A 24,919-nucleotide genomic window follows, 5' to 3' on the forward strand; every position below is an offset into this window, starting at 1 on the left:
CCGGGCGCTACGGGCCGGCGGGCGGTTCTCCGCGGTGGTCTACTCGACGCCGGAGCGCAACGGCTTCTTCTCGATCCCGATCGGGATCATCCGCCGTCGCGCTCAGCTCCCGCCGCCGGCTCCCGGCCAGCCCGGCCCGTTCAGCCTGGGCAACCCGGGCGTTGCCGAGCAGGCTTTCGCCGCTGCCGGCTTCCGCGACATCACCGTCGAGGTCGTGCCGTCACCCCTCCGGCTGCCCACCGCCGCCGACTGCGTTCGCTTCGAACGCGAGTCGTTCGGTGCCCTCCACCAGATGCTGTCGACCCTGGACGAGGACGCCAAGGCAGCCGCGTGGCAGGACATCACCGAACAGTTGACCCAATTCGAGACCCCCACGGGCTTCACGGGCCCCTGCGAGATGCTGGTCGTCACCGGCACCCGCTGAATCAGCCCTCGAACTTCTTCACCGCCGCGACCAGCTGGGTCGCAGTCTTTCCCGTGTGCTTCCGGAGGATCGCGGCGTACCTCTTCTGGCTGGTGTTGTGCTGGGCCAGGTCGGCGTAGAGGGCGGCGACGCCCTTCTCCTCCAGCTCCGCCACCAGGTACGCCGTGATCCACCAACTCTGCCCGTACGACTTGTCCCCGGCGGCGTCGAACTCCGCCTGCGTCGGGAGCACCTTCATCGACGGCAGGTACTTGGTCCGCACCGTCTTGCGGTACGGGTCGACCGTCCAGTGCGGATCGTCCTCGATCGACGCGCACCGGACGTACTCCGCGATCCCCTCGACCAGCCAGACCGGAGTCCTGATCCCGAGCTGCAGGGTCGCGACATGTGTCATCTCGTGCACCAGCAGGTCCTGGTCGAGCTTCGACCGGACGGCCGGGTTGACCACGATCCGGCTGCTCACCGGCGGGACCGACTTCTGCGCCCACGGGTCGCCGTCGTAGAGCGACACCGCCTTCGCCGCGATGGTCCAGCCCTGTCCACCGCCCGCGGTCCAGACCGTCGCCATCACCCGTGGCTCCGACATCGCGACCACCATCACCGCACCGCTCCACGGTCGCCGCCAGTGCCGCTGGACACCTTCGACCGCCCCTCGGGACACCTTGGCGATCTTCCGGCCGAGTGCCTGCTCGCCGTTGTCGACGACCACGAGCACCTTGCCGCTCCTGATCACCGCGATCTCCTGGAAGTCCCACGGCTGCCGGTGCCCGTCCGGACTGAGCGTCTCCTCGATCGCGCTGTCGTCCACCAGGACCCAGCTACCGGCCCGCTCGACGAACGCGTAGCCAAGGTCGGTCTGTACCGGCTTCCGGTCCAGGCCGGTGAGCTGGTACCGCATCATCACCCGGGTCGAGAAGATCCCCGCGCCGTACCTGGTGATCAGCACCTTCGACGGCCGCTCGTCGGCGACGAAGTACTTCAGGCTATGGAACTTGAACTTGCGGAGGTTGGTGAACAGCATCTTCTGCCGGGCGACCAGCTCCGGCTGCGTGGGATCGACGATCGCGAGAAACCCTTCCAGGTCCCCGTTCAGCACCGCGGCGCCACGCCTGGCGAGGAGCGCGTCCACAGCCGTCCTGCGCGCCGCCTGCTGCGCGTCGGTGAGCTGCCCCGGCGTGGCGGTGGCCCTGACCGCCGCGGCGCTGCTGCCGACCGCCGAGCCGCCCTGCTGCAGGCGTACGGCGACCACGCCCGACGTCCCCAGCAGCGCCAGCGCGGCGACACCTGCGAGCAGGCGTCGCGGGTGCTTCATCTCGTCCCCCTCAAGTGGTCGGCTGACGGATCGTACCGCCAGCCGACCACGGAGTGGATCGGGGTACGACTCCCGACTCCGTGCAGTCGCGAGCAGGTGCCGCGCAGCACGCAGGCGGTGAGAGACGTGCCCTAGGCCCGCGTGCTTTCGCCGGTGCGTTCCTCGTGGCCGACGCGGCTCTTGCGGTAGCCGTAGACGAAGTAGATGACGAAGCCGAGCGCCATCCAGATCGCGAACCGCAGCCACGTCTCCAGCGACAGGTTCAGCATCAGGTAGACGCAGATCAGCGCGGACAGGATCGGGATCACCGGGTTCCACGGCACGCGGAAGGACCGCTGGATGTCCGGGCGGCGCCGGCGCAGCAGCGGCACGGCGATCGAGACCATGGTGAACGCGGCGAGCGTGCCGATGTTCACCATCTCCTCGAGCTTGCCGATCGGGGTGACCCCGGCCACGAGCGCGACCAGCAGGCCGATCCCGATGGTCAGCCGGTACGGCGTACCCCACTTCGGGTGGGTCTTGCCGATCTGGCGCGGCATCAGGTGGTCGCGGCTCATCGCGAACACGACCCGGGCAGCGCCGATCATCAGCGTCAGCACCACCGTGGTCAGACCGGCGACCGCGCCGGCGGAGATCAGGGTCGCGAAGCCCGGCCGGCCGACCGACCGGAACGCCTCGGCCAGGGCCGCCTCGTCGTTGATGTCGGTGTAGTTGATCATGCCGGTGATCACGATGCAGACCAGGACGTAGAGCACGGTGCAGATCGCCAGCGAGCCGATGATGCCCCGGGGCAGGTCGCGCTGCGGATTCTTCGCCTCCTCGGCGGTGGTCGCGACCACGTCGAACCCGATGAACGCGAAGAACACCAGGGACGCACCGGAGATGATGCCCATCACCCCGAACGTCGACGGGGTGAACCCGAACAGCGCCTGGAACAGCGGCGTGGTGATGGTGACGTCACCGCTCTCCGACGGGGCGCTCGGCGGGATGAACGGCGACAGGTTCTCGCCCTTGATGTAGAACAGGCCGGCCACGATCACGAACAGCACGACGAACAGCTTGACCGCGACCAGCGCCAGGTTGACCCGCAGCGACTCCTTGATCCCGACCGTCGCCAGCGTCGCCAGCACGAGCACCAGCAGCATCGCCAGCACGTTCACGCTGCTGTCCGGCCCGATCGACTCGGGCCAGCCCAACCCGATCTGTTCGAGGAACAGGGCGGCGTACGTCGACCAGCCCTGGGCCACGACGCTTGCCCCGAGCATCAGCTCGAGCAGCAGGTCCCACCCGATGATCCAGGCGAAGATCTCACCGAGGGTGAAGTACGAGAACGTGTACGCCGACCCGGACACCGGCACGGTGGACGAGAACTCGGCGTAGCACAGCGCGGCCAGGGCGCAGCAGACCGCGGCGAGGACGAACGAGAGCGCGATCCCCGGCCCGGCGTAGGACTTGGCCGCCCGGCCGGTGAGGGTGAAGATGCCGGCACCGATGATGACGCCGATCCCGAAGACCGTCAGGTCGACGGCGGTGAGGCGTTTCTTGAGCTGGTACTCCGGCTCGTCGGTGTCCGCGATCGACTGCTCGATCGTCTTCTTCCGCAACAGACTCATCTGCGCCTCCTGGTACTGGACGGAACGATTCGAGACTGCACTTCTGACACGGCGAGGTCAAACTGCCACTCAGCGTCGCGGCCGATAGGACTTGAGTGACGTCCACAACGTCGCCTCGGTGAGCCCGCTGCGGCTGAGCAGGATGCGGTCGCGGGAGGCCTGATCGATGCCGTGCCTCGCCATGTCCTCGTACAGTTCCGCGACCTTGGCGAGTCCGAGGCGCTGCACGAGGAAACGCACGGCGAGCCAGCTGACGCCGTACACGTCGGCGTTGTTCTGGTAGAAACCGGCGTCGCTCGGCAACGCGGCCAGCGCGGGCAGTGCCTCGTCGATGACTTCCTCCTCCCACTTGCCGACCTCGCCCGGCCCGCTCACCGCCTCGATCCCCCGCCACGACACGTACTCCGCCGCCCCCTCCGCCAGCCACAGCGGCTCGTAGCCGCCGAGGTCGGCGGTGGCCACGTGGGTGATCTCGTGCGCCAGCAGGATCTCGTCCACCCGGTCGCGCTCGTTCGGGTTGATCACGATGTACGCGCCGGCCACGGTGCCGTCGGCGGTGTCCTGACCGGGCAGGGAGGAGAACGTCGAGCCGGCGCTCGCGGCCGACTCGATGTCCTCGTCGGCGAACCGGGCGTCGCGCACGTCGGTCTCGTCGAGCGCGATGACGAAGACCGAGCCCCGCCATCTCCGCGGCCAGTAGGTCGTCACCTGATCGAGGGCCTCGGTCGCCTCGCTGACGATCGTGCGCCCGCGTTCGGTGTCGCCCTTCTCGACCACGGCCAGCACCCGCGGGCCACGCAGTACCTCGATCCGGCCGAGGTCCCACGCCTCCTGGTGCGCACCCGGGCCGAGGTCCTTGTCGAGATCGTCGTCGTCGGTCAGCACCCAGCGGCCGCGCACGTTGATGAAGGTGTAGCCGAGCTCGGTGGTCACCGGGGTGAGGTCGACCTTCGGGATCTGGTACCGCATCAGGATGCGGACGAGGTACGTCGTCCGCCCGTGCGACTCGGCCACCGCCGGGTCGAATCGCTCCTCCGCCTGGCTGTAGCCGAGCTCGGTGAAGCCGATCTCGACCAGGTTGGCGAACAGCACCTTCTGCTCGGCCCGCAGCGCCCGGTCGGCCGGGTCGACGTCCTGGAGGAAGAGTGCTTCGTTGACGGTCTGCACGGCCTGCGCCCGGCGAATCAGGATGGTGTCGATGGCGACCCGGCGGGCGGCGATCGCGGCGGCCGTCTTCGACGGTTTGGGGGCCTGGGTCGCCCCGGGCAGGGTCACGGTCGCACTGGGTCTGGCCCGGGCGTCCCGCTCCCGGTCTTCGACGGTGTACAGAACCCCGCCGGAGACCAGCGCCACCGCCACCAGTAACCCCAGCCAGCGGCGGGGGCCGTGCGGCGGTACCTGAGCGCCTGGCGGCTCGGCGCTAGGTGTGGACACACTCACGTCGGGTCGATCCTCCGAGTACCCGTCTGTTGCAGCCCGGCTACCCTACTCGGTTCCCCGGATTCCACCACCGACACGCCGTCGGCGCGCTCTAGGCCGCGGCCGCCTTCAGCGCCTTGAAGAGCCCGGCTTCGGTCAGGCCGACGTGCTCGAGCATGATCCGGTCCCGCTCGGCCTGGGTCGACCCGAGGGCGGCCAGCTCCTGGTAGAGCGTGCCGACCTCGGTCCCGCCGAAGCGTTCGAAGAGGTAGTCGACGGCCAGCCAGGACAACGGGTACGAACTGTCGGAGGTCTGGAAGAACATTGCGTCCGACGGCAGGCTCTTCGCCTTGGCCAGGTACTTCGTCCGCACTTCCTGGGTGTACTTGCCGAGCGCCAGGTTCTCCGCGCCGTCCATCGGCAGAAACTCGACGTACGTCGCCGCGCCCTCGACCAGCCAGCGCGGTGCGTAGGCGCCGTACGGCGCGGTGGCGACGTGGGTGAACTCGTGCGCCAGCGTTCGGGCGTCGACCTTCGACCGGTTGCGCGGGTTGACGACGACGTAGGAGTCGGCCCGCTCCCCCGCGCCGCTGACCTCACCGGGCAGCGTGCGGTAGACCCAGGTCGCCATCGCGATCGCGTCCTCGGCGTTCTTCGGCGCGGTGTAGTCGGCGCCGCGGACGATCTTGTCGTCGAGCGCGATCACCACGCCGGCGCCGCTCCAGCCGCCCGGCCAGCTCTTCGTGACCGCCTTGACCGCGCTGCTCGCCTTGCCGAGCAGACTGTTCGCGAGCGAGTCCTGCCCATTCTCGACGACCACCAGCACCCGGGCCGCACGCTTGACCAGGACGTCGCCGGTGTCCCAGGCCTCCTGGTGCGAGCCGCGCGGCAGGCGTTTGTCGAGGTCGGTGTCGGACATCAGCATCCAGCGGCCGCCGGGACGTTCGGTGAACGTGTAGCCGAGCATCGTGCGCACCGGTACGGCGTCGATGCCGCGGATCTGGTACGTCATCGCGATCGCGACCAGGTACGTCGACGGGCCGTGCTTGCGGGTCACGGCGTCGTCGTACTGCTGACTCAACTGCTCGTAGGCGAGCCGGGCGAACCCGAACTGGCGCAGATTGGCGAACAGAGTGCGCTGCCGCGCGACCAGGGTCTTGTTCCCCGGATCGATGTCAGCGAGGAACGCGGCCTGGTCGTCCTGCAGCACCGCCTGCGCTCGCTTGCGAAGCACCTGGTCCACGGCCGCGGCCCGGACCGCCAGGTCGATGGCCGGCCTACTCGGCGCCGGCCGGCCGTTGCCGCCGGCGCGGTCGCTCGACCGATGCAGTGCGAGACCACCGGCGACCGCTACGGTGACGAGCATCAGGGACAGCAGCAGCGGCCAGATCCGGGGCCCCTTGGCCGCGGCGTGCCGCCTCCCCGACGAAGCTGAGCGTCTCGGGGGCGACGAGTGCCGCCCCGGCCCGGTCATCGGGGCCGGCTCAGGCGCCGCCCGGCCGGCCGCTCGCCGGATCGGGCTCGCTGAGCGCGTCACCGGAGTGCTGCGCGATCAGCTCGGTGATGTCCCGGGCCAGCTCCTGCCCGGTCAGCCCGATCTCCTGCAGGACGGCGGGACGCTTGGCGTGGTCCAGGAACTGCTGCGGGATGCCGAAGTCGCGGACCGGGGTCGTCACCCCGGCGTCGCGGAGCGCCTGGGCGATCATCGACCCGCAGCCGCCGGCCCGGCCGTTGTCCTCGATGGTGACCACGAACTTGAACTTCGCCGCCAGCTCGACGAGCGTCGGGGCGACCGGCTTCACCCAGCGCGGGTCGACGACGGTCACCCCGAACCCCTGCGCCTCCAGCCGCTGCGCCACCTCCATCGCGGTCGCCGCCATCGAGCCGATGCCGACCAGCAGGACGTCGTCACCGGTGCGCTCGAGCACGTCCAGCTCGCCGATCCGCTCGATCGCGTCGATGTCGGGGAACACCTCGCCCTTGGCGTACCGCAGTACGGTCGGGGCGTCCGGGACGTCGACCGCCTCGTTCAGCAGCTCCTCCAGCCGCTTGCCGTCCCGCGGCGCGGCCAGCCGGAGGCCGGGCACGAGCTGCAGGATCGACATGTCCCACATGCCGTTGTGGCTGGCGCCGTCGTCACCGGTGACACCGGCGCGGTCGAGCACGAAGGTGACCCCGCACTTGTGCAGCGCGACGTCCATCAGCAGCTGGTCGAACGCCCGGTTCAGGAACGTCGCGTACAGGCCGACGACCGGGTGCAGGCCACCCATCGCCAGGCCGGCCGCGCTCGTCACCGCGTGCTGCTCGGCGATCCCGACGTCGAAGATCCGGTCCGGGAACTCCTGCGCGAACGCCGCCAGGCCGGTCGGGTGCAGCATCGCCGCGGTGATCGCGACCACGTCCGGGCGGCGGTGGCCGATCCGGACGAGCTCGTCGGACAGCACGTCCGTCCAGCCGCGCGGCTTGCTCGCCGGGCGGACCTGGTGGAAGTTGTCCTCCTCGTCCTGCTCGGCCGCGGCGTACCCGAAGCCCTTCCTGGTCACCGCGTGCACGATCACCGGGCCGCCGAACGACTTCGCGCTCCGGAGCGCGTCCTCCAGCGCCTGCCGGTCGTGGCCGTCGACGGGACCGACGTACTTCAGGCCGAGGTCCTCGAACATGCCCTGTGGGGCCAGCACGTCCTTCAGGCCCTTCTTCACCCCGTGGAGCACCTCGTACATCGGCGGGCCGACGTACGGCGTCCGGCCGAGGTTCTTCTTGATCAGGTCGAGGATCTTCTCGTATCGCGGGTTCGTGCGCAGGCTGGTCAGGTGCGTGGCCAGGCCGCCGACGGTCGGGCTGTACGAGCGGCCGTTGTCGTTGACGATGATGACGAGCTTGAGGTCCTCGGCCGCGGCGATGTTGTTCAGCGCCTCCCAGGCCATGCCGCCGGTCAGGCCGCCGTCGCCGATCAGCGCGACCACGTGCCGGTCCTCCTTGCGGAGCTTGTACGCCTTGGCCAGGCCGTCGGCGTACGACAGCGCGGTCGAGGCGTGGCTGTTCTCCACCAGGTCGTGCTCGGACTCGGCCCGGCTCGGATACCCGCTCAGGCCGCCCTGCTGACGGAGCGTGTCGAACTGCGGCGCCCGCCCGGTGAGCAGCTTGTGCACGTACGTCTGGTGGCCGGTGTCGTAGACGAGCCGGTCGCGGGGCGAGTCGAACACCCGGTGCATCGCCAGTGTGATCTCGACCATGCCCAGGTTCGGGCCCAAGTGGCCGCCGGTCCGCGACACCGTCTCGACCAGCACGTCCCGGATCTCCGCCGCGAGATCGGTGAGCTGCTGACCGGTCAGCTTCTTCAGGTCCGCCGGCCCTCCGACCGTCTCCAGCACGCGCATCGAGCTCCTCCCGCGGGTCGTCCTCGAATGCTTGAGTCTATGCACCCGGCGTCCCGGTTTCCGAACTCGCACCGGACCTGGGGGCAATCTCACACTCTGGGATGCCGGCTGTGCCCGGTTTGTTCGATCTTCACCTAGGGTGATCGCGTGGAGATGGTGAGGACGCTGTTCCGCAAGTACGACGGGCAGCCGCACCGCCTGGTGGAAGCGGTCCGCCTCGGCGAGGACGAGCACGGCCTGTGGGTGGGCTCGGTCCCCGGCACCCGGGGCCAGCGCGCCGACGGCAGCTGGACCACCATCGACCACCACCGGGTCCGCCTCTTCCCGCACGGGCAGTGGTGGAGCGCGCTGTTCAACGACGACCCGCACGCCACCCGGATCTACTGCGACATCACCATGCCGGCCGAGTTCGGCGTCGACACCGTCACCACCGTCGACCTCGACCTCGACATCCGCCTGCTGCGCGACGGCACAGTTCGCGTCATGGACGAGGACGAGTTCGTCACCCACCAGGTCCGCTACAACTACCCCCCACAGGTGATCGCCACCGCCCGGGCCACCTGCTCCTGGGTAGCCGCCCACATCACCACCACAGAACCCTTCACCACCGCCTACAAGCCCTACCTGGACCTGACCCGCACCCTCAGCAGCTAGCTCGTGCACCGGCACGTCGGCCGGCGCGGTGACTTCACGACGGTCGGTGGGACGGCCGCGGCGATCCAAAGGTCCGGTGGAGATTGCAGAAAGTTGCAACGGGGTAAATCGGCTGCCTGTTGGAGCCGGCGCGTCTAGGCTTCGCGCGTGGGTCTGGAATGGGAACAAGTCATCGTGCACGCGGCCGACCCGGCGAGCCTGGGGCAGTGGTGGGCCGAGGCGCTCGGCTGGGTCGTCGTGTACTCGTCGGACGACGAGTACGAGATCCGGCCGGCGCCCGATCGGATGCCGGGGCTGGACTTCGTCCGGCTCGACGAGGCCAAGAAGAGCAAGAGCCGGCTGCATCTCGACTTCCGGCCGGACGACCAGGAGGCCGAGGTGGCCCGGCTGCTCGCACACGGCGCGCAGCGGGTCGACATCGGTCAGGGCGAACAGTCGTGGGTCGTGCTCGCCGATCCCGAAGGCAATGAGTTCTGCGTCCTCGGCCAGCGGTCCCAGTAAGGTGCCCTGGCACCGTCGCGGGATAGGTTGACGGGCATGCGGGATGTGAGGGTCGTCTACCGGAAGTACGACGAGGCGCTGCACTGGCACCAGTGGATGCGTCATCTCGGGGAGGACGAGTACGGCGTCTGGCTCGGGGCGGCGGCGTTGTCCGTGTCGCAGCGGGGCAACGAACCGGAGGTCGTGCAGCAGCAGGCCCATGTGCAGCTGTTCCCGCGGGACCAGTGGTTCACGGCGCTGTTCAACGACGAGCCGCGGTCGACCGAGATCTACTGCGACATCACCACGCCGGTCGAGTTCGCCGAGGACGTGTTCACGATGGTCGATCTCGACCTGGACGTGATCAAGAAGCGCGACGGGACGGTCATCGTCGACGACGAGGACGAGTTCGCCGAGCACCAGGTGAGGTACGGCTACCCGGCCGACGTGATCGAGACCGCGCAGGCGACCTGCGACTGGCTGGTGACCCAGGTCGCGACCGAGGAGCCGTTCCTGAGCGTCTACAAGACCTACCTCGACAGGATGCGGTGAACGCGCAGCGTCGTCTCCCGCAGCAGTAGCACACCAGGAAGCGGCCCGCGCTGGCCGGCGTACATGTCGGCGACCGGAGTGACGGTGAGGTAGAGGTTCTTCCCCGCCGGTACGTCGACCGCGATCGCCGGCAGCTCGATCGACCGGCGCTCCCCCTTCACCACCCGCTGCTCGCGCAACGGCATCGTGTTGTTCTGCACGACCTTCGCGGTCAAAGGACTCGTGCCGACGCTCAACGCCAGGAAGACACCCGAATCCGGGAGCACGGTGTACACGCGGGCATCGACCCGGGGCACGCCGGCGATCGTCAGCGGCCCGGCGGCGACCTTCACGTTCACCGGCAGCCCGACGCCCGTCGGCGTGGCGACCTCGCCGAGCCGATAGCGGGTGTTCGCCGTCAAACTCTGTTGCGTGAGGCAACGGCCGTCCGCGGTGGCCAGGTGGTAGGCGCCGTACCCGGACAGGCCCGCCGGCGTGCCGAGCAGCTTCGCGGACAGGAAGCGCAGGGCGAGCCCGGAGAAGCTCGACGACCCCAGAGCGACCGAACACGGGTCACCCGGCGTCGCGAACCCGGGCGGCAGTACGCTCGGCAGCGTGTGGCCGCCGTTGTAGCCGACGAAGATCGAGTCCGCCCGGGCACTCGGGGTCAGCGCACGGTCGAAGTTCGCCAGCCCCTGGTTGAGGTTGAACAGGTTGTCCGAGATCCCCTGCCCGAACAGCACCGGGATGTCCAGCTTGCGGCCCTCGGACACGTGCCACGCCGGCCCGTTCTTCGCGAAGAACGCGTCCAGGTCCCGACCGGCCTTTCCCGGCGGCCAGCCGCCGGTCGCGATCAGGGTCACGAACGCCGCCGACACCGAAGGCGGAAGGTGCGTACCGCCGCCGGCGTACAGCACGGACAGCCACATCGTCCGGGCCGCCTCGTCCGGGGCCAGGCTGCCCTTCAGGTCCCACCAGGTCACCTCGGGCGCGAGTGCGTCGAACCGGGTCCGGCCGCTGTCCCGCAGTTCGGTGAACGCGCCGGCGAACTGGAACCCGCCGCCGTACGACCCGCCGATCGCCCCGATCAGCGGATCACCGGGCCGTTGCTTCGTCACCCAGTCCAGGCCGGCGACGAGGTCGACCAGCTCGATCACGTCGCGGCCCTCGTAGTCCGGGTTCATCACGTGGGCGACGCCGGTGCTCTCACCGAAGCTCCGCTGGTCGAAGCTCAGGACGCCGAAGCCCGCGTCGAGCCACGCGGTGAACGCGGCCGGGTCCTTGGTCCGGCTGCCACCCCAGCCGTGGCTGTGCAGGATGAGCGGGACGGTGTGCGCTGCGGACGCGCGGGCCGGCTTGAAGAGCGAGTAGCAGATCCGCACCGGGGTCGTCGTCCCGGGCTCCGGCACCGAGGACACACAGCCGTCGGTCGTCACGGCGGCCGCGGACGATCCCCAAGCCACCGCTGGGGACGAAGGAGCCAGCAACGACGAGCCGAGCAGTCCGAAGGCACCGGCTAGAGCAGCTACACGACGCATCAGTCACTCCCCGTGCTCGACGGATACCGCTGCGCACACGCTAGACGACCGCGGGCACCCTGACCAGATCCCGGCCGGGACGGCTCTCAGCCGTGGGCGAACCGGAGCACGCAAACCCGCCGCACGCTGCCAGACTGTGCTCCGTGCATATCGCGATCGGAGTCGTGGCCCTCGTCGCCGTGGTGGCGGCCGGGGCCGCACTGGCCCGGCGGCTCGCCGTCCCGGCTCCCCTGCTGCTCGTCGTCGTCGGCATCGCTGCGTCGTACCTGCCGTTCGTCCCACGGATCGAGCTGTCACCCGAGCTCGTCCTGGTCGGATTTCTGCCACCGCTGCTCTACGCCGCGGCGATCCGGACCAGCCTCGTCGACTTCTCCAAGCACCGGCGCTCCATCGGTCTGCTCTCCGTCGGCCTGATCGTCTTCACAGCCCTCGGGGTCGGTCTGGTCGCGTACTGGCTGCTCGGCGCGGTCGCCGAGGCCCAGGGGTACGAACCTCTGCCCTTCTGGGCGGCGGTCGCGATCGGCGCCGTCGTCGCGCCACCTGACGCGGTCGCGGCCACGGCCATCGCGCGCCGGGTCGGCATGCCCCGGCGGGTGGTCACGATCCTCGAGGGTGAGAGCCTGCTCAACGACGCGACGGCGCTGGTCACGCTGCGGACCGCGATCGCCGCCGCAGCGGCGACTCCCACAGTCCTGCATGTCGGCGTGGACTTCCTTCGAGCTGCCGGTGGTGGCGTCGCGGTCGGACTGGTGGTCGCGATCGTGCTGGCCAAGATCCGCCGGCGATTCACCGATCCGGTCCTGGACACCACGCTCAGCCTGACCGCGCCGTTCCTTGCCTACGTGGCCGCCGAGAACCATTACATCCACGGCTCCGGTGTCCTGTCCGTGGTCGTCACCGGACTGCTGCTCGGCCACAAGGCGCCGATCATCCAGTCGGCCGCGTCGCGGATGTCGGAGCGGACCAACTGGCGGACGTTCCAGTTCCTGCTGGAGAACAGCGTCTTTCTGCTGATCGGCCTCCAGACCCGGTGGATCCTCGACGACCTTGCGGAGAGCCCTCTGCCGGGCTGGCTGATCGCAGTCACGACGCTCGCGGTGTACGCGGCCGTCGTACTCCTCCGGCCGATCTGGGTAGTGCCCACGACGATGCTCTCCCGCCGGGTCTCCGGACCGTCCCGGCCCGGTCCGCTGTCCTGGGGCGGGCTGACCGTGCTCTCCTGGGCGGCGATGCGCGGTGTTGTCACTCTGGCGGCCGTGTTCACCCTGCCCGAGGAGACCCCACACCGCGAGGTTCTGGTCTTCATCGCCCTGGCGGTGACCGCCGGCACTCTCCTGGTGCAGGGCTCGACACTCCCTTGGCTGGTACGACGCCTGCACCTGCCCGGCCCGGATCCGGCCGAGGATGCGTTGCAGCAGGCCGCCGTACTGCAAAGGGCGCACCGGGCTGCGGAAGCGAAGCTGGACGAGGTCGTCACACCGGACGACCCACCCGAGGTGATCAGACTGCTCCGGCAGCGCGGCGAGGCGCGGGCACAAGCCGCCTGGGAACGACTCGGCCGGCCGGAGACGGAGTCCGAGACGCCCAGCGAGAGCTATCGCCGGCTGCGGTTGATCATGCTGGCGGCCGAACGGTCGTACCTGTTGCAGGTGCGCGACGAGGGGATCGTCGCCGATGAGGTGCTACAACGGGCGCAGATCGCGCTGGACGTCGAGGAGTCCATGCTCGATCGGGCCGCAGCCGACGACGTCGGTGGTCAGTCCGAGAGCCTGGGCATCCCGGCGCCCGCGGGTGCCTGCCCGCACCTGGAAGAGGCGCGGTCGGGGGTGACGCCGACCACGCCCGATGGGTGCGAGGAATGCCTGGCCGACGGTACTACGTGGGTGCACCTGCGGCTCTGCCTCGGCTGCGGTCACGTGGGGTGCTGCGACTCGTCGCCCATGAAGCATGCGAGCAAGCACTACGCAACGACGACGCACCCGGTGATGCGCAGCTTCGAGCCGGGCGAGAATTGGCGCTGGTGCTTCGTAGACGAGAAGCTGGGCTGATGGCCGACTGTCTGTTCTGCTCCATCATCGCCGGGACGACGCCGGCACAGATCGTCCTCGACACTCCTGAGGTGGTCGGGTTCCTGGACGTCCGGCCGGTGTTCAAGGGGCATACGCTGCTGGTGCCGCGCGAGCACGTGCCGACGCTGGTGGAACTGCCCGACTCGCTGTCGGTGCCGCTGTTCGGGGCGGCGCGGTCGGTCGCGGCGTCGGTGCGTACGGCGTTCGGCGCGCAGGGCTCGTTCGTCGCCGTCAACAACGTGGTGTCGCAGTCCGTCCCCCATCTCCACGTGCACGTGGTGCCGCGGACGAAAGGGGACGGGCTGCGCGGGTTCTTCTGGCCCCGCACCAAGTACGCCGACGACACCGAAGCGGCCGAGTACGCCGGCAAACTCCGCGCGGCGCTGTCCGACTGACAAGCGGAATGCTGTTGGTGAGCCCGGCGCCGTGCCGGGCTCACCAACGGCTCACGTCCTACGGGCGGGAGGTCTCCCAGGCGACCGTGTCGTCCGTCGCGGCCGACAGGACGCGGGTGGCCGCGGCCGGTGGGTTGTCGGCGGTCAGGTTGAGGCCCGGCTTGCGGTCCTCGACGGTGAACTGGGCTCGGGTGAAGACCTCGGCATCCTTCGTCCGGACGGCGCGGACGGTGCGGAAGTCGGCGACCAGGGACTCGGGGGTGATCGTGGTGTTCACGTAACCGCGGAGGTTGTTCTGGAAGCGGAGGTGCGGGTTCCAGGCGAACCACGGGTGTGAGCCGGTCGGCGAGTCGGCGCCGTCGCCACCGCTGGTGATCGACGAGCAGACCAGCTCCGAGCCGACGGTTCGCGACGTCGGGTCGTCGTAGTCCAGCTTCAGGTCCGACGCCCAGTGCGCGTGCACGTCACCGGTGAGTACGACGGGGTTCCGTACCCGGGCATCGACCCAGCCGCGGGTGATCCGGTCGCGGGAGGCGGCGTACCCGTCCCAGGAGTCCATCGAGGTCACCTTGACCGGACCCGAGTTGTTGTCGCGCTGGGCGAAGAACACCTGCTGGCCGATGATGTCCCAGCGGGCCTCGGAACGACGGAAGCCGTCGATCAGCCACTTCTCCTGCCGCTCCCCCGTGATCGAACGCTTCGGGTCGACGGCGGCCGGGCAGTCCTTGTAGCCGTCGCCGCAGCCCTGGTCGTCGCGGTACTGCCGGGTGTCGAGCATGTGGAACGTTGCAAGCTCACCCCACTTGACCCGGCGGAACAGCTGCAGGTCGATCCCACGCGGCTTCGACGAGGCCCGCAGCGGCATGTTCTCGTAGTACGCCTGGAACGCGGCCGCGCGGCGGGCGAGGAAGCCGTCCTCGGGCCTCTCCGGGGTCTCGTCGGCCCAGTTGTTGTCGAGCTCGTGGTCGTCCCAAACCACCAGCCACGGCGCGACGGCGTGCGCGGCCTGCAGGTCCAGGTCGGTCTTGTACTGCGCGTGCCGCTGCCGGTACGACGCCAGGTCGGTGGTCTCCGGCCCGTCGTGATCACGGACATTCCCGCCCGGGGCGACGTACGTGCCCTTGGTGTACTCGTACTGGTAGTCGCCCAGGTGCAGGACCAGGTCCGGGTGGTCCTCGGCCAGTCGCCGGTACGCCGTGAACCAGCCGTGCTCGAACTGGGAGCACGAGACGAACGACATCGAGAGTTCGCGCGGCGTGGTGCCGCGAGCCGGTGAGGTCAGGGTCCGGCCGGTGTGGGAGACATGGCCCTCCGCGCGGAAGCGGTAGTAGTACTCGCGGCCGGGCTGCAGTCCCTGGACGGTGACGTGGATGGCGTGGGCGTGCTCCGGCCGGGCGACCGCGACACCGGCCCGGACGACGTGCTGGAACCGGGCGTCGGTGGCGACCTGCCACTGGACGGCGTACGCGCGACTCGGCATGCCGCCGAGGCCGTCGGGCGCAACCGGGTCGACGGCGAGCCGGGTCCACAGCACGAACCCGTCGGGCCAGGGGTCGCCGCTGGCGATGCCGAGGGTGAACGGGTTCTGCCGGACCGGCGTCGCGGCAGCGGTGGCGGGCGTGGTCAGGGCGGGGGTCAGGCCGGCGACGGCCGCAGTGGAAGCCAGACCGGCTTTCAGGACGGATCTACGGGAGGTCTCCATGTGCCCGACCGTTCCCGCCGAGAGCGGCCAGTGCTTGACCTCCAGGTGACCATCTGATGACACCGGTTCACGATGTGCACACCGGCGGCTTCCCGGACGTCCCTCTCAGGGTTCCGGACGTCCCTTTAAGGGTTTCTGAAGGCAGGTCCTCACGATGTGAACTGCGGTCCTCCATGACCGCGCGGAGGGAGTCGGGAGTCGTGGCGCGTTGGTACGTGTTCGTCGTAGCCGTGTGCTGCCTGCTCGCGGCGGCGGCCTGTACGCCGGACGGAGGATCCCTCCCGGCGCCGACACCGCAGGAAAATCTGCTCAGCCGGGTACCGCCCGGCGGCACGCTGCCGGTGATCGTCACGCTCGAGGGCCGCTTCGTACCCGAGGGGCAGCTGCCCGACGAGGCAGCCCGGGGCGAGCAGCGCAAGGCGATCAGCGCTGCCCAGACCGCCGTCCTCGCCGAGCTGGAGGGATTCGGCGTCACGAAGGTTCGGCGCTTCGCGTACGTACCGCAACTCGCGCTGGTCGTCGACGCGGCCGCACTCCGCCAGCTGCTCGGTTCGCCCCGAGTGGCCGCAGTACAGCAGGACACCGCCCAGCAGGCTCAGAGCGGCTGAGCCCGCAACCGACAAGTGGGGGAACCATGAGGACGCGAAGACTGTTCGCTGCCGGAGCCACGGCTCTGGCGACGCTGGCGGCAATGGCTGTCCAGCTCCCGGCGCAGGCTGCTGCGCCGGAGCCCGATCCGGCCGAGCGCGCGCTGATTGCCGAGGCGGGCCAGGAGGGGACGGTTCGGGTGATCGTCAAGGTCGACCAGCTCGGAGACAAACAGAGCGTACTGGACGGCATCGACCAGGGCTCTGCCGAGGTCAACCACAGCTACCGCTCGTTCCCGCTGCTCGCCCTCGACGCGGACAAGGCGGCGCTGGAGGAACTGGCCGCCGACCCGAACGTCGTCTCGATCCAGGAGGACGAAGTCGGTTCGCCGTCACTCGCGTCGAGCATCCCGTTCATCCGGGCCAACCAGGTGCAGCAACTCGGCTTCACCGGCAGCGGCCAGACCGTGGCGATCCTGGACACCGGGATCGACCGCGACCATCCGTTCTTCGCCGGCCGGATCGTCTCGGAGGCGTGCTACTCCAGCGTGAGCGACGCCACCACCCAGGCCTCGCTCTGCCCCAACGGCACCGCGAGCCAGACCGGCGCCGGATCGGCGGACGCCGAGACTGCGCAGTGCCTCAACGGCACGGCGAACATCTGCGATCACGGCAGTCACGTCGCCGGCATCGCGGCCGGGAGCTCAGCCGGGGTGACAGGGGCTCCGGGCAACGGAGTGGCCCCGGGCGCGAACATCATCGCGATCCAGATCTACCACCGCAGCAACACCGGCTGCAACGGGTCCCCGCCGTGCGCGCGGTTCTTCTTCTCCGACTTCATCGCCGGGATGCAACGCGTGTACGACCTGCGCAACTCGTTCACCATCGCCTCGGCGAACCTGAGCGGTGGCAGCACCGCGAACAACACCACCAGCTGCGACACCAGCACCACCAAGGCCTCGATCGACCTGCTGCTCTCGGTAGGCATCACGACGACGATCTCGGCCATGAACGAGGGGCATCCCGCCGGCGTCGGCGAGCCTGCCTGTGTCTCGACCGGCGTTGCCGTCGGGGCGATCAACGCGAATGCCGGCGGCAACGACGTCGACACTCCGGCCGGCTACTCCAACCGCGGCGCGCTTCTGGACCTCTTCGCGCCCGGGACCTCGATCAACTCAGCCGTACCGGACGACGGCTGGGCCAACTTCGACGGCACCTCGATGGCCGCGCCACACGTCGCCGGGGCCTTCGCGTCGCTGCGGCAGGCGTACCCGGCCGCAACTGCGGCGACCCTGCTCGGCTACCTGCGCGACACCGGCGTCGACATCACTTACGACAGCGCCGGTACCAACGTCACCACGCCGCGGATCGACCTGCTGGCCGCGCTGCAGCAAGGCAACAACGCGCCGGTCATCAGCGCGGACCAGTCGACGGTCGGCGTCAACGAGGGCTCGACAGCCACGAACGGCGGTAGCTTCAGCGATCCCGAAGCACGGCCGGTCACATTGACCGCCTCCAGCGGGACCGTGACCAACACCGGCGGCGGTCGCTGGTCGTGGAGCCTCGGCACCAACGACGGACCGACCCAGAGCCGTACCGTCACGATCACCGCCACGGACGACAAGGGCGAGACCGCCACGACCGCATTCGCCGTGAACGTCACCAACGTCGCTCCCGCCGTGACCATCGACCCCGGTCAGCTCACCACCGCCGCCGAAGGCAGCACCTTCACGGTGAACGCGAACTTCACCGATCCCGGGTGGGCCGACAGTTACTCCGCCTCGATCGATTGGGGCGACGGTACGTCGAGTGCACTGCCGGCGAACGTGACCACCCAGGGCCCGCCGACCGATCGGGGCACGGTCACCGGCAGCCACCAGTACGCGGACAGCGGCACCTACTCGGTCAAGGTCAGCGTCGCCGACGACGACGGCGGCACCAGCTCGGCCACCTTCGCGGTACAGGTCGGAAACGTGGCGCCGGCCGTCACCATCAACCCTGCCCAGGTGAAGACGGTGACCGAGGGCTCGACGTTGGCAGTCGAAGCATCGTTCGTCGACCCGGGCTGGGGTGACACGCACTCCGCCCAGCTCGACTGGGGTTTCGGGGCGCCGTCGACCGGTACGCTGCTGATGACCAACGACGGCCCACCAGCTGATCGCGGTGACGTCACCGGCAGCCGTACGTACGGCGACAACGGGTCCTTCACCGTCGGCGTCGATGTCACCGACGACGACGGAGGCAGGGGTACGGCGTCGTTCCCGCTGCAGGTCACGAACGTCGCGCCGACCGCCGTGATCGACGAGTCAGGTGCACAGGTGGTCAACGGCGTACCGACATTCATCGGGGAGCGCGGACGACCGGTGGCGTTCAAGGCCAAGTCGACTGATCCGGGCAGTGACGACCTGACACTGAGCTGGAGCTGGGGCGACGGGCCACCGGCACCAGACGTGACGACGACCTACCTGGTCAACCCGCCCGGCACGGACCCCGCTGTCAGCCCGAGCCTGCAACCGCGCGACGTGACCGACAGCAAGTCGCACACGTTCGGTGCAGCCTGCAGCTACGACGTCAGGTTCGGTGCGGCTGACGACGACGGCGGCTCGAGTGCCGATGCGGCCAAGGTCGTCGTCACCGGCAACTCGCACCTGACGAAGATCGCGCCGCTGTGGTTCCTGCAGACGCGTCCCGGTCCGCGCATCCCGCCGGTCGACCTGCCGGTGGGCACGGTCGACTGCTACCTGCAGGTGGTCCAGCACATGAGTCCGGTCTTCTCCGAGGCGACGGACGTCTCCACGATGGCCAAGGCCCACTCGGTGCTGAACATCCAGTTGCTGAACCCGAAGCGTGAGTTCGACCGCCAGGCACTGGCGGCCTGGCTGAACTTCGCGGACGGCTCGTTCGACCTCGAGACGCCGGTCGACACCAACCTGGACCTGCGCCCGGACAGCACCTTCGGAGCCGTGATGGCCAAGGCCGAGGCGCTCCGGCTCAACCCGGCCACCACGTCGGCGCAACTGCGTGCGCAGACGCTGCTGCTGGAGAAGCTGAACCTGCTCGGCAAGTAGTGATTGTGGCCGCGGCCTCCGCTCAGCGGAGGCTGCGGTCCAGCCGGGCTTCCATCCGGTCGAGGGCCTTCTCGGCGGCTGCGCGCACAGTGTGGTCGGGGTCGCCGAGAAGCTCCAGCAGCGCGTCGGCGTGCTCAGCCTCGCCGGCGGCGCCCACGGCCCGGGCGGTGGTCGAGCGGACACGGGGCAGCTCGAACTCCAGGCCCGGGAGGAGCGCGTCGACCAACTGACCGAGCTCACGTTGGGCGGTGATCCGGGCGACGTGTTCGCGGACCCGCCAGGCCGGGTCGTCGGCGACGGTCAGCAGCGCACCGACGACGTCGTCGCGCCAGACGTACACAAAGATCCTGGCGGCCCAGACGCGGGCCCAGTAGAAGTTCACCGGGTCGAGCTTCGCCCAGCCGCCGACGGTCGGCCCGACCAGCCATGTCAGTCTGCCGAGCTCGGTCGTGAAGGCGTCCTCCGGGCTCACGTCACCGGTCAGCACGGCGATCGCGAAATCGATCACCGCATCCTCGCCGTGCTCGGCGCACGCGCGCAGCACGATCTCGCGAGGATGCTCCCTGTCACCGGCCACGATGACAGTACAGCGGCCACCGCCGACAGATTCCGTGCAGCTGCCGGTAACGACCCCGAGGTTCCCGGACCTGGATCCGATATGACGACTACGCCGAGTCCGCCGTCACCGGTGGCACTTCGCGCCGCTCCGGATCGTGAGCTCCGTTTCCGCGAGCCGTTCGAGGCCTCCTGCCCGCTCCTCGGCCAAGCGCTGCGGCGCGTCACGAGCCCCGAGGACGCCGCGGCATCGTCGGGAAACGATGCTGGTGACCCCTGGCGGCGTGACCGGGCTCGGCTGCGAGTAGTCCGTCGACGAGTACGGCGTACTCCGGTTGAAGGGCCGGAGTACGCCGTGCTTCGATGCTGTCAGCCCGCGATCAGGGAGCGCAGGACGTACTGCAGGATGCCGCCGTTGCGGTAGTAGTCGGCCTCACCGGGGGTGTCGATCCGGACCACCGCGTCGAACTCCTTCTCGGACCCGTCGGGCGCGGTCACCGTGACGTGCACCGTGCGCGGGATGGAGCCGTCGTTCAGCTCGGTCACGCCGGTGATGTCGAAGGTCTCCTCGCCGGTCAGGCCGAGCGACTCCGCGGTCTCACCCTCCGGGTACTGCAGCGGCAGCACGCCCATGCCGATCAGGTTCGACCGGTGGATGCGCTCGAAGGACTCGGTGATCACGGCCTTCGCGCCGAGCAGCGCCGTACCCTTGGCGGCCCAGTCGCGCGACGAACCCGAGCCGTACTCCTTGCCGGCCAGGATCACCAGCGGCGTGCCGGACTCGGCGTACGCCTGCGCGGCGTCGTAGATCGTGGTGACCGGCGCGTCGTCCTTGGTGAAGTCGCGGGTGAACCCGCCCTCGGTGCCGGGCGCGATCTGGTTGCGGAGCCGGATGTTCGCGAACGTGCCGCGGATCATCACCTCGTGGTTGCCGCGGCGCGACCCGTACGAGTTGAAGTCCTTGCGCTCCACGCCGTGCTCGGCGAGGTACTTGCCGGCCGGGCTGTCCGCCTTGATCGAACCCGCCGGTGAGATGTGGTCGGTGGTGACCGAGTCGCCCAGCTTGGCCAGCACCCGGGCGCCGGCGATGTCCTGGACCGGAGCCGGGTCCTTCGCCATCCCCTCGAAGTACGGAGGCTTGCGCACGTACGTCGACTCCGGGTCCCAGGCGAACGTCTTGCCCTCCGGCGTCGGCAGCGACTGCCAGCGCTCGTCACCGGCGAACACGTCGGCGTAGTCCTTGGTGAACATCTCCTTGCTGATCGAGTTCGCGATCGTCGCCTCGACCTCGTCCGCGCTCGGCCAGATGTCTCTCAGGAACACGTCGTTCCCGTCCTGGTCCTTGCCCAGGGCGTCGGTCTCGAAGTCGAAGTCCATCGTCCCGGCCAGCGCGTAGGCGATCACCAGCGGCGGCGAGGCGAGGTAGTTCATCTTCACGTCCGGGTTGATCCGGCCCTCGAAGTTCCGGTTGCCGGACAGCACCGAGACGACCGCCAGGTCGGCCTCCTGCACTCCGGCCGAGACCGGCTCCGGCAGCGGGCCCGAGTTGCCGATGCAGGTGGTGCAGCCGTACCCGACCAGGTGGAACCCGAGCTTGTCCAGGTACGGCGTGACGCCGGCCTTCTCGTAGTAGTCGGTGACGACCTTCGAGCCGGGCGCGAGCGACGTCTTCACCCACGGCTTGGACGCGAGGCCCTTGTCCACCGCGTTCTTCGCCAGCAGCGCGGCGGCCAGCATGACCGACGGGTTCGACGTGTTGGTGCAGGAGGTGATGCTCGCGATCACGACGTGGCCGTGGTCGAGCTCGACCTCCTGGCCGTTCAGGCTGACCGTCGTCTTCTTCGACGGGCGCCCGTCGCTGCTGCGCGGCACGTGCGGCTCGTCGTTCACGTTGAGGCCGTGGCCGTTCGGCGCGTCGCTGGCCGGGAAGCTCCCGGTCTCCGACGGGTCGACGTCCAGCTCCTCGATCGCGTAGTCGGTCAGCGCACCGCGGAAGGCCTCCTTGGCCTCGCTCAGGGCGACCCGGTCCTGTGGCCGCTTCGGACCGGCGATCGACGGCACGACGGTCGACAGGTCCAGTTCGAGATACTCGGAGAACCGCGGCTCGACGGACAGGTCGTGCCACAGGCCCTGCTCCTTGGCGTAAGCCTCGACCAGCGCGACATCCTGGTCGCTGCGGCCGGTCAGCCGCAGGTAGTCCAGGGTGACGTCGTCGATCGGGAAGATCGCACAGGTGGAGCCGAACTCCGGGCTCATGTTGCCGATCGTGGCCCGGTTCGCCAGCGGCACGGCAGCGACACCCTCGCCGTAGAACTCGACGAACTTGCCGACCACACCGTGCTTGCGCAGTTGCTGGGTGATGGTGAGCACCACGTCGGTCGCGGTGGCGCCGGCCGGCACCGAGCCGGTCAGCTTGAAGCCGACGACCTTGGGGATCAGCATCGACACCGGCTGGCCGAGCATGGCGGCCTCGGCCTCGATGCCGCCGACACCCCAGCCGAGCACTCCGAGTCCGTTCACCATCGTGGTGTGGCTGTCGGTGCCGACACAGGTGTCGGGGTAAGCGACGCCGTCACGGACCATGACGGTCCGCGCGAGGTGCTCGATGTTCACCTGGTGCACGATGCCGGTGCCCGGCGGGACGACCTTGAAGTCGTCGAACGCGGTCTGGCCCCAGCGGAGGAACTGGTACCGCTCACCGTTGCGCTGGTACTCGAACTCGACGTTGCGCTCGAACGCGTCCGGCCGGCCGAAGACATCGGTGATGACCGAGTGGTCGATGACGAGCTCGGCCGGCGCCAGCGGGTTGATCTTGGTGGGGTCGCCGCCGAGCTCGGCGACCGCCTCGCGCATCGTGGCCAGGTCGACCACGCACGGCACGCCGGTGAAGTCCTGCATGATCACCCGGGCCGGGGTGAACTGGATCTCGGTCTCGGGCGCCGCGTTCTGGTCCCAGTGGCCGAGCTTGCTGATGTGCTCGGCGGTGATGTTGGCGCCGTCCTCGGTGCGCAGCAGGTTCTCCAGCAGCACCTTGAGCGAGTAGGGCAGCGTCTCCGCACCCTCGATGCCCGCCAACCTGAAGATCTCGTACGACTGTCCGTTGACCTCGAGTGCACCCCTGGCACCGAAGCTGTCGACGCTCGCCATCAACCTGCTCCTCTATCCGGTCCTGTTCCGCTGAACCCATCCTGCCGAGCGCCCCGCCCGGCCGCGAGGTCAGGCTCCCCTAACCTCCACACAAAACTCTCTCGACATCAAGATACACGACATCGAGCCACCCCAGCACCCCGATCCATCCCCCGTGGACAGCCTCCGGAGCCTGTCGGGACCGGGGCTGCGTAAGCCGGAACAACGCGCGAGCTATTCCGGCATGCGCAGTGCGGCTGCCGGCGTATTGTCAGGAAACCTGTGGGAGGACCTCGGCGGCGATGAGGTCGAGGTGGGCCAGGTCGTGGAGGTCCATGATCTGGACGTACTGGCGGGTGGAGCCGACGGCGGCGAAGCGGCCGAGGCGGTCGACGACCTCGGCGGGGGTGCCGGCGATCGCGTTCGCCTTCAGGTCGTCGACGTCGCGGCCGATGGCCTCGGCGCGCTGCTTCACCTCGGCGTCGTCCTTGCCGACGACGACCGTGTGGGCGGTCGACAGGGCCAGCGTGCCGGGGTCGCGGCCGACCGCGTCGCAGGCAGCGCGGACGCGCTTGAACAGCGTCTCGGTCTCCTCGACTGAGCGGAAGCCGGCGTTGAACTCGGCCGCATGCCGGGCCGCGAGGGCCGGCGTACGCTTCTTGCCCGCGCCGCCGACGATGATCGGTGGGTGCGGCTGCTGGACCGGCTTCGGCAACGCCGGAGAGTCCGAGACCTGGTAGTGCTTGCCTGCGAAGTCGTACTTCTCCCACACCGGTGTGTTCCACAGGCCGGTGATCACCTCGAGTTGCTCGGTGAGCAGGTCGAACCGGCCGGGCGTGTCGGGGAAGTGCAGGCCGTACGCCTTGTGCTCCGCCTCGTACCAGCCGGCGCCGAGACCGAGCTCGGCCCGCCCGCCGCTCATCTGGTCGACCTGCGCGACCGAGATCGCGAGTACGCCGGGGTGGCGGAAGGTGGCCGAGCTGACCAGCGTGCCCAGCTTGATCCGGCTCGTCTCCCGGGCCAGGCCGGCGAGCGTGATCCACGAGTCCGTCGGCCCTGGCAGGCCGTCGTGGTCACCCATCACCAGGTAGTGGTCGGACCGGAAGAACGCGTCGAAACCGTTCTCCTCGGTTGTGCGTGCCACCGCGAGCAGGTCGTCGTACGAGGCACCTTGCTGGGGTTCGGTGAAGATCCTGAGAAGCATGCGGACAACGCTATCTCGCCGTTGTGTACAGCCTCTCCAGGTACGACGGCTGCCACTGGGGACCGCGGTCGTTCAGCCGCCGGACCAGACCGTGCACGTCGAGTCGCTCCTCGACCGGGTTGTCCCACCAGTCAGGGACCTGGTCGTACCACCGGTCGATCCGCAACGTCCGGCCGGCGGCGTCGATCCGCGCGAACAACCAGCCGCCTTGCTCACCGGACGCCTCGGTGATCCACAGGTCGCCGAGCAGGCCGCTGAGCTTGTCGGCAGCGAACTCCGGGTCGTCGACCTCGGGCGGCTCCAGGTCGAACCGGTACGACGGGGCGCTCGGGTCGAGCACCTGGACCTGGATCGTGAACCCTGACGGCACGATCGCCGTCCGGGCGCGGCACCACGCGTGCAGTGCCTCGAACGCCTCCGAGTCCTGTGGACGCGGACGTGGGCGCTCGATCTCCGCTCGCATCGCCTCCTCGATCGACCCCGGAGCCGGCTGAATCCGCGGCCCGTCGGACCCGACCAGGCCCAGCCCGGGAATCGACATCCGCACCGCCGCGGCCACGTCCGCACTCGCAGCCGGCGTAACCAACCGCTCTGCCGGCTCGGTCGCTTCGGGCGCGGTGTCGGACACCACCGGCACAAAGCCGGTCGGCTCGTCGTCGTCAGAGAAGCCCGACTGGTCGAACCCGTCCACCCGCGCGGCGTGCTCGTCGTACCCGTTGGACCGGCCCGCCGGCTCCATCCGGGTCGCCTGCTCGTCGTGCCTGCCGGTGCCGAGTCCGGTCGCGTCGGGGTCAGCGCCGTCTTCGGCGTACCCACCGAGTGGGTCTGCGGAGCCGCTACTGGTCGCGGGCCTGTCGCGCAGATC

Annotated in this window: 18 protein-coding genes and 1 pseudogene; 8 read left to right on the plus strand and 11 right to left on the minus strand. The window is 69.4% G+C overall.

Features of this window, described 5'->3' with window-relative positions:
• Nucleotides 1–424 (plus strand): annotated as a pseudogene (locus E1218_RS24085) (methyltransferase type 11); the annotation flags it as partial.
• Nucleotide 425: 1 nt separating this feature from the next.
• Here the strand turns inward: E1218_RS24085 and E1218_RS24090 are convergent.
• The 5 genes from E1218_RS24090 to dxs all read right to left on the minus strand — a co-directional run bounded on the left by E1218_RS24090 (nucleotide 426) and on the right by dxs (nucleotide 8,145).
• On the minus strand, nucleotides 426–1,736 hold the full coding sequence (locus E1218_RS24090) for a basic secretory protein-like protein (RefSeq protein WP_132323888.1): 1,311 nt from the start codon (nucleotides 1,734–1,736) through the stop codon (nucleotides 426–428).
• A gap of 131 nt (nucleotides 1,737–1,867) precedes the next feature.
• Nucleotides 1,868–3,349, minus strand: coding sequence for an amino acid permease (locus E1218_RS24095; RefSeq protein WP_132323890.1), 1,482 nt, complete (start codon nucleotides 3,347–3,349; stop codon nucleotides 1,868–1,870).
• A gap of 69 nt (nucleotides 3,350–3,418) precedes the next feature.
• Entirely contained in the window at nucleotides 3,419–4,708 is a 1,290-nt protein-coding gene (locus tag E1218_RS24100; protein ID WP_233712429.1) for a hypothetical protein, read from the minus strand.
• Nucleotides 4,709–4,880: 172 nt separating this feature from the next.
• A complete protein-coding gene (locus tag E1218_RS24105; RefSeq protein ID WP_233712430.1) occupies nucleotides 4,881–6,134 on the minus strand; it encodes a gluzincin family metallopeptidase in 1,254 nt (417 codons plus the stop codon).
• Between the two features lie 118 nt (nucleotides 6,135–6,252).
• Nucleotides 6,253–8,145 carry a 1-deoxy-D-xylulose-5-phosphate synthase gene (dxs, locus tag E1218_RS24110; protein WP_132323892.1) on the minus strand — a complete coding sequence of 631 codons (1,893 nt, stop codon included), beginning with the start codon at nucleotides 8,143–8,145 and terminating at the stop codon, nucleotides 6,253–6,255.
• Between the two features lie 153 nt (nucleotides 8,146–8,298).
• Here dxs and E1218_RS24115 point away from each other — a divergent pair, with 153 nt between their 5' ends.
• From E1218_RS24115 to E1218_RS24125, 3 genes are all read left to right on the plus strand, one after another.
• On the plus strand, nucleotides 8,299–8,799 hold the full coding sequence (locus E1218_RS24115) for a DUF402 domain-containing protein (RefSeq protein WP_132323918.1): 501 nt from the start codon (nucleotides 8,299–8,301) through the stop codon (nucleotides 8,797–8,799).
• 147 nt (nucleotides 8,800–8,946) lie between these two features.
• Nucleotides 8,947–9,300, plus strand: a complete 354-nt coding sequence (locus tag E1218_RS24120; RefSeq protein ID WP_132323894.1) for a VOC family protein — start codon at nucleotides 8,947–8,949, stop codon at nucleotides 9,298–9,300.
• 36 nt (nucleotides 9,301–9,336) lie between these two features.
• The gene (locus E1218_RS24125) at nucleotides 9,337–9,831 is read left to right on the plus strand and encodes a DUF402 domain-containing protein (RefSeq protein ID WP_132323896.1); all 495 of its coding nucleotides are present in this window, start codon (nucleotides 9,337–9,339) and stop codon (nucleotides 9,829–9,831) included.
• Here E1218_RS24125 and E1218_RS24130 read toward each other — a convergent pair.
• Nucleotides 9,810–11,348 (minus strand): CocE/NonD family hydrolase, encoded by a 1,539-nt coding sequence (locus E1218_RS24130; protein WP_132323898.1) that lies wholly within the window; start codon nucleotides 11,346–11,348, stop codon nucleotides 9,810–9,812. The genes E1218_RS24125 and E1218_RS24130 overlap by 22 nt on opposite strands.
• Nucleotides 11,349–11,491: 143 nt before the next feature.
• On the opposite strand from E1218_RS24130, the gene E1218_RS24135 reads away from it, so the two are divergent.
• A complete protein-coding gene (locus E1218_RS24135) occupies nucleotides 11,492–13,396 on the plus strand; it encodes a Na+/H+ antiporter (protein ID WP_132323900.1) in 1,905 nt (634 codons plus the stop codon).
• Nucleotides 13,396–13,812, plus strand: coding sequence for an HIT family protein (locus E1218_RS24140; protein ID WP_132323902.1), 417 nt, complete (start codon nucleotides 13,396–13,398; stop codon nucleotides 13,810–13,812). Before E1218_RS24135 ends, E1218_RS24140 begins: the two co-directional genes overlap by 1 nt.
• A 58-nt stretch (nucleotides 13,813–13,870) precedes the next feature.
• Here the strand turns inward: E1218_RS24140 and E1218_RS24145 are convergent, their stop codons facing one another.
• Entirely contained in the window at nucleotides 13,871–15,577 is a 1,707-nt protein-coding gene (locus E1218_RS24145) for an alkaline phosphatase D family protein (protein WP_233712431.1), read from the minus strand.
• Nucleotides 15,578–15,714: 137 nt separating this feature from the next.
• On the opposite strand from E1218_RS24145, the gene E1218_RS24150 reads away from it, so the two are divergent.
• The gene (locus E1218_RS24150) at nucleotides 15,715–16,122 is read left to right on the plus strand and encodes a hypothetical protein (protein WP_132323904.1); all 408 of its coding nucleotides are present in this window, start codon (nucleotides 15,715–15,717) and stop codon (nucleotides 16,120–16,122) included.
• 83 nt (nucleotides 16,123–16,205) lie between these two features.
• On the plus strand, nucleotides 16,206–19,169 hold the full coding sequence (locus E1218_RS24155; RefSeq protein ID WP_165949397.1) for a S8 family serine peptidase: 2,964 nt from the start codon (nucleotides 16,206–16,208) through the stop codon (nucleotides 19,167–19,169).
• 22 nt (nucleotides 19,170–19,191) lie between these two features.
• Here the strand turns inward: E1218_RS24155 and E1218_RS24160 are convergent, their stop codons facing one another.
• From E1218_RS24160 to E1218_RS36230, 4 genes are all read right to left on the minus strand, one after another.
• Nucleotides 19,192–19,746: a HEAT repeat domain-containing protein gene (locus tag E1218_RS24160; RefSeq protein WP_233712432.1), complete on the minus strand. Its 555-nt coding sequence runs from the start codon at nucleotides 19,744–19,746 to the stop codon at nucleotides 19,192–19,194.
• Between the two features lie 347 nt (nucleotides 19,747–20,093).
• Nucleotides 20,094–22,871, minus strand: coding sequence for an aconitate hydratase AcnA (gene acnA, locus E1218_RS24165; RefSeq protein ID WP_132323910.1), 2,778 nt, complete (start codon nucleotides 22,869–22,871; stop codon nucleotides 20,094–20,096).
• A 250-nt stretch (nucleotides 22,872–23,121) separates the two neighbouring features.
• A complete protein-coding gene (locus E1218_RS24170; RefSeq protein ID WP_132323912.1) occupies nucleotides 23,122–24,054 on the minus strand; it encodes an LLM class F420-dependent oxidoreductase in 933 nt (310 codons plus the stop codon).
• 10 nt (nucleotides 24,055–24,064) lie between these two features.
• Nucleotides 24,065–24,919: hypothetical protein (locus E1218_RS36230; RefSeq protein WP_165949398.1), on the minus strand; the 855-nt coding region annotated here is incomplete at its 5' end.

Source organism: Kribbella turkmenica, from assembly GCF_004348725.1.
GTDB classification, from domain to species: domain Bacteria; phylum Actinomycetota; class Actinomycetes; order Propionibacteriales; family Kribbellaceae; genus Kribbella; species Kribbella turkmenica.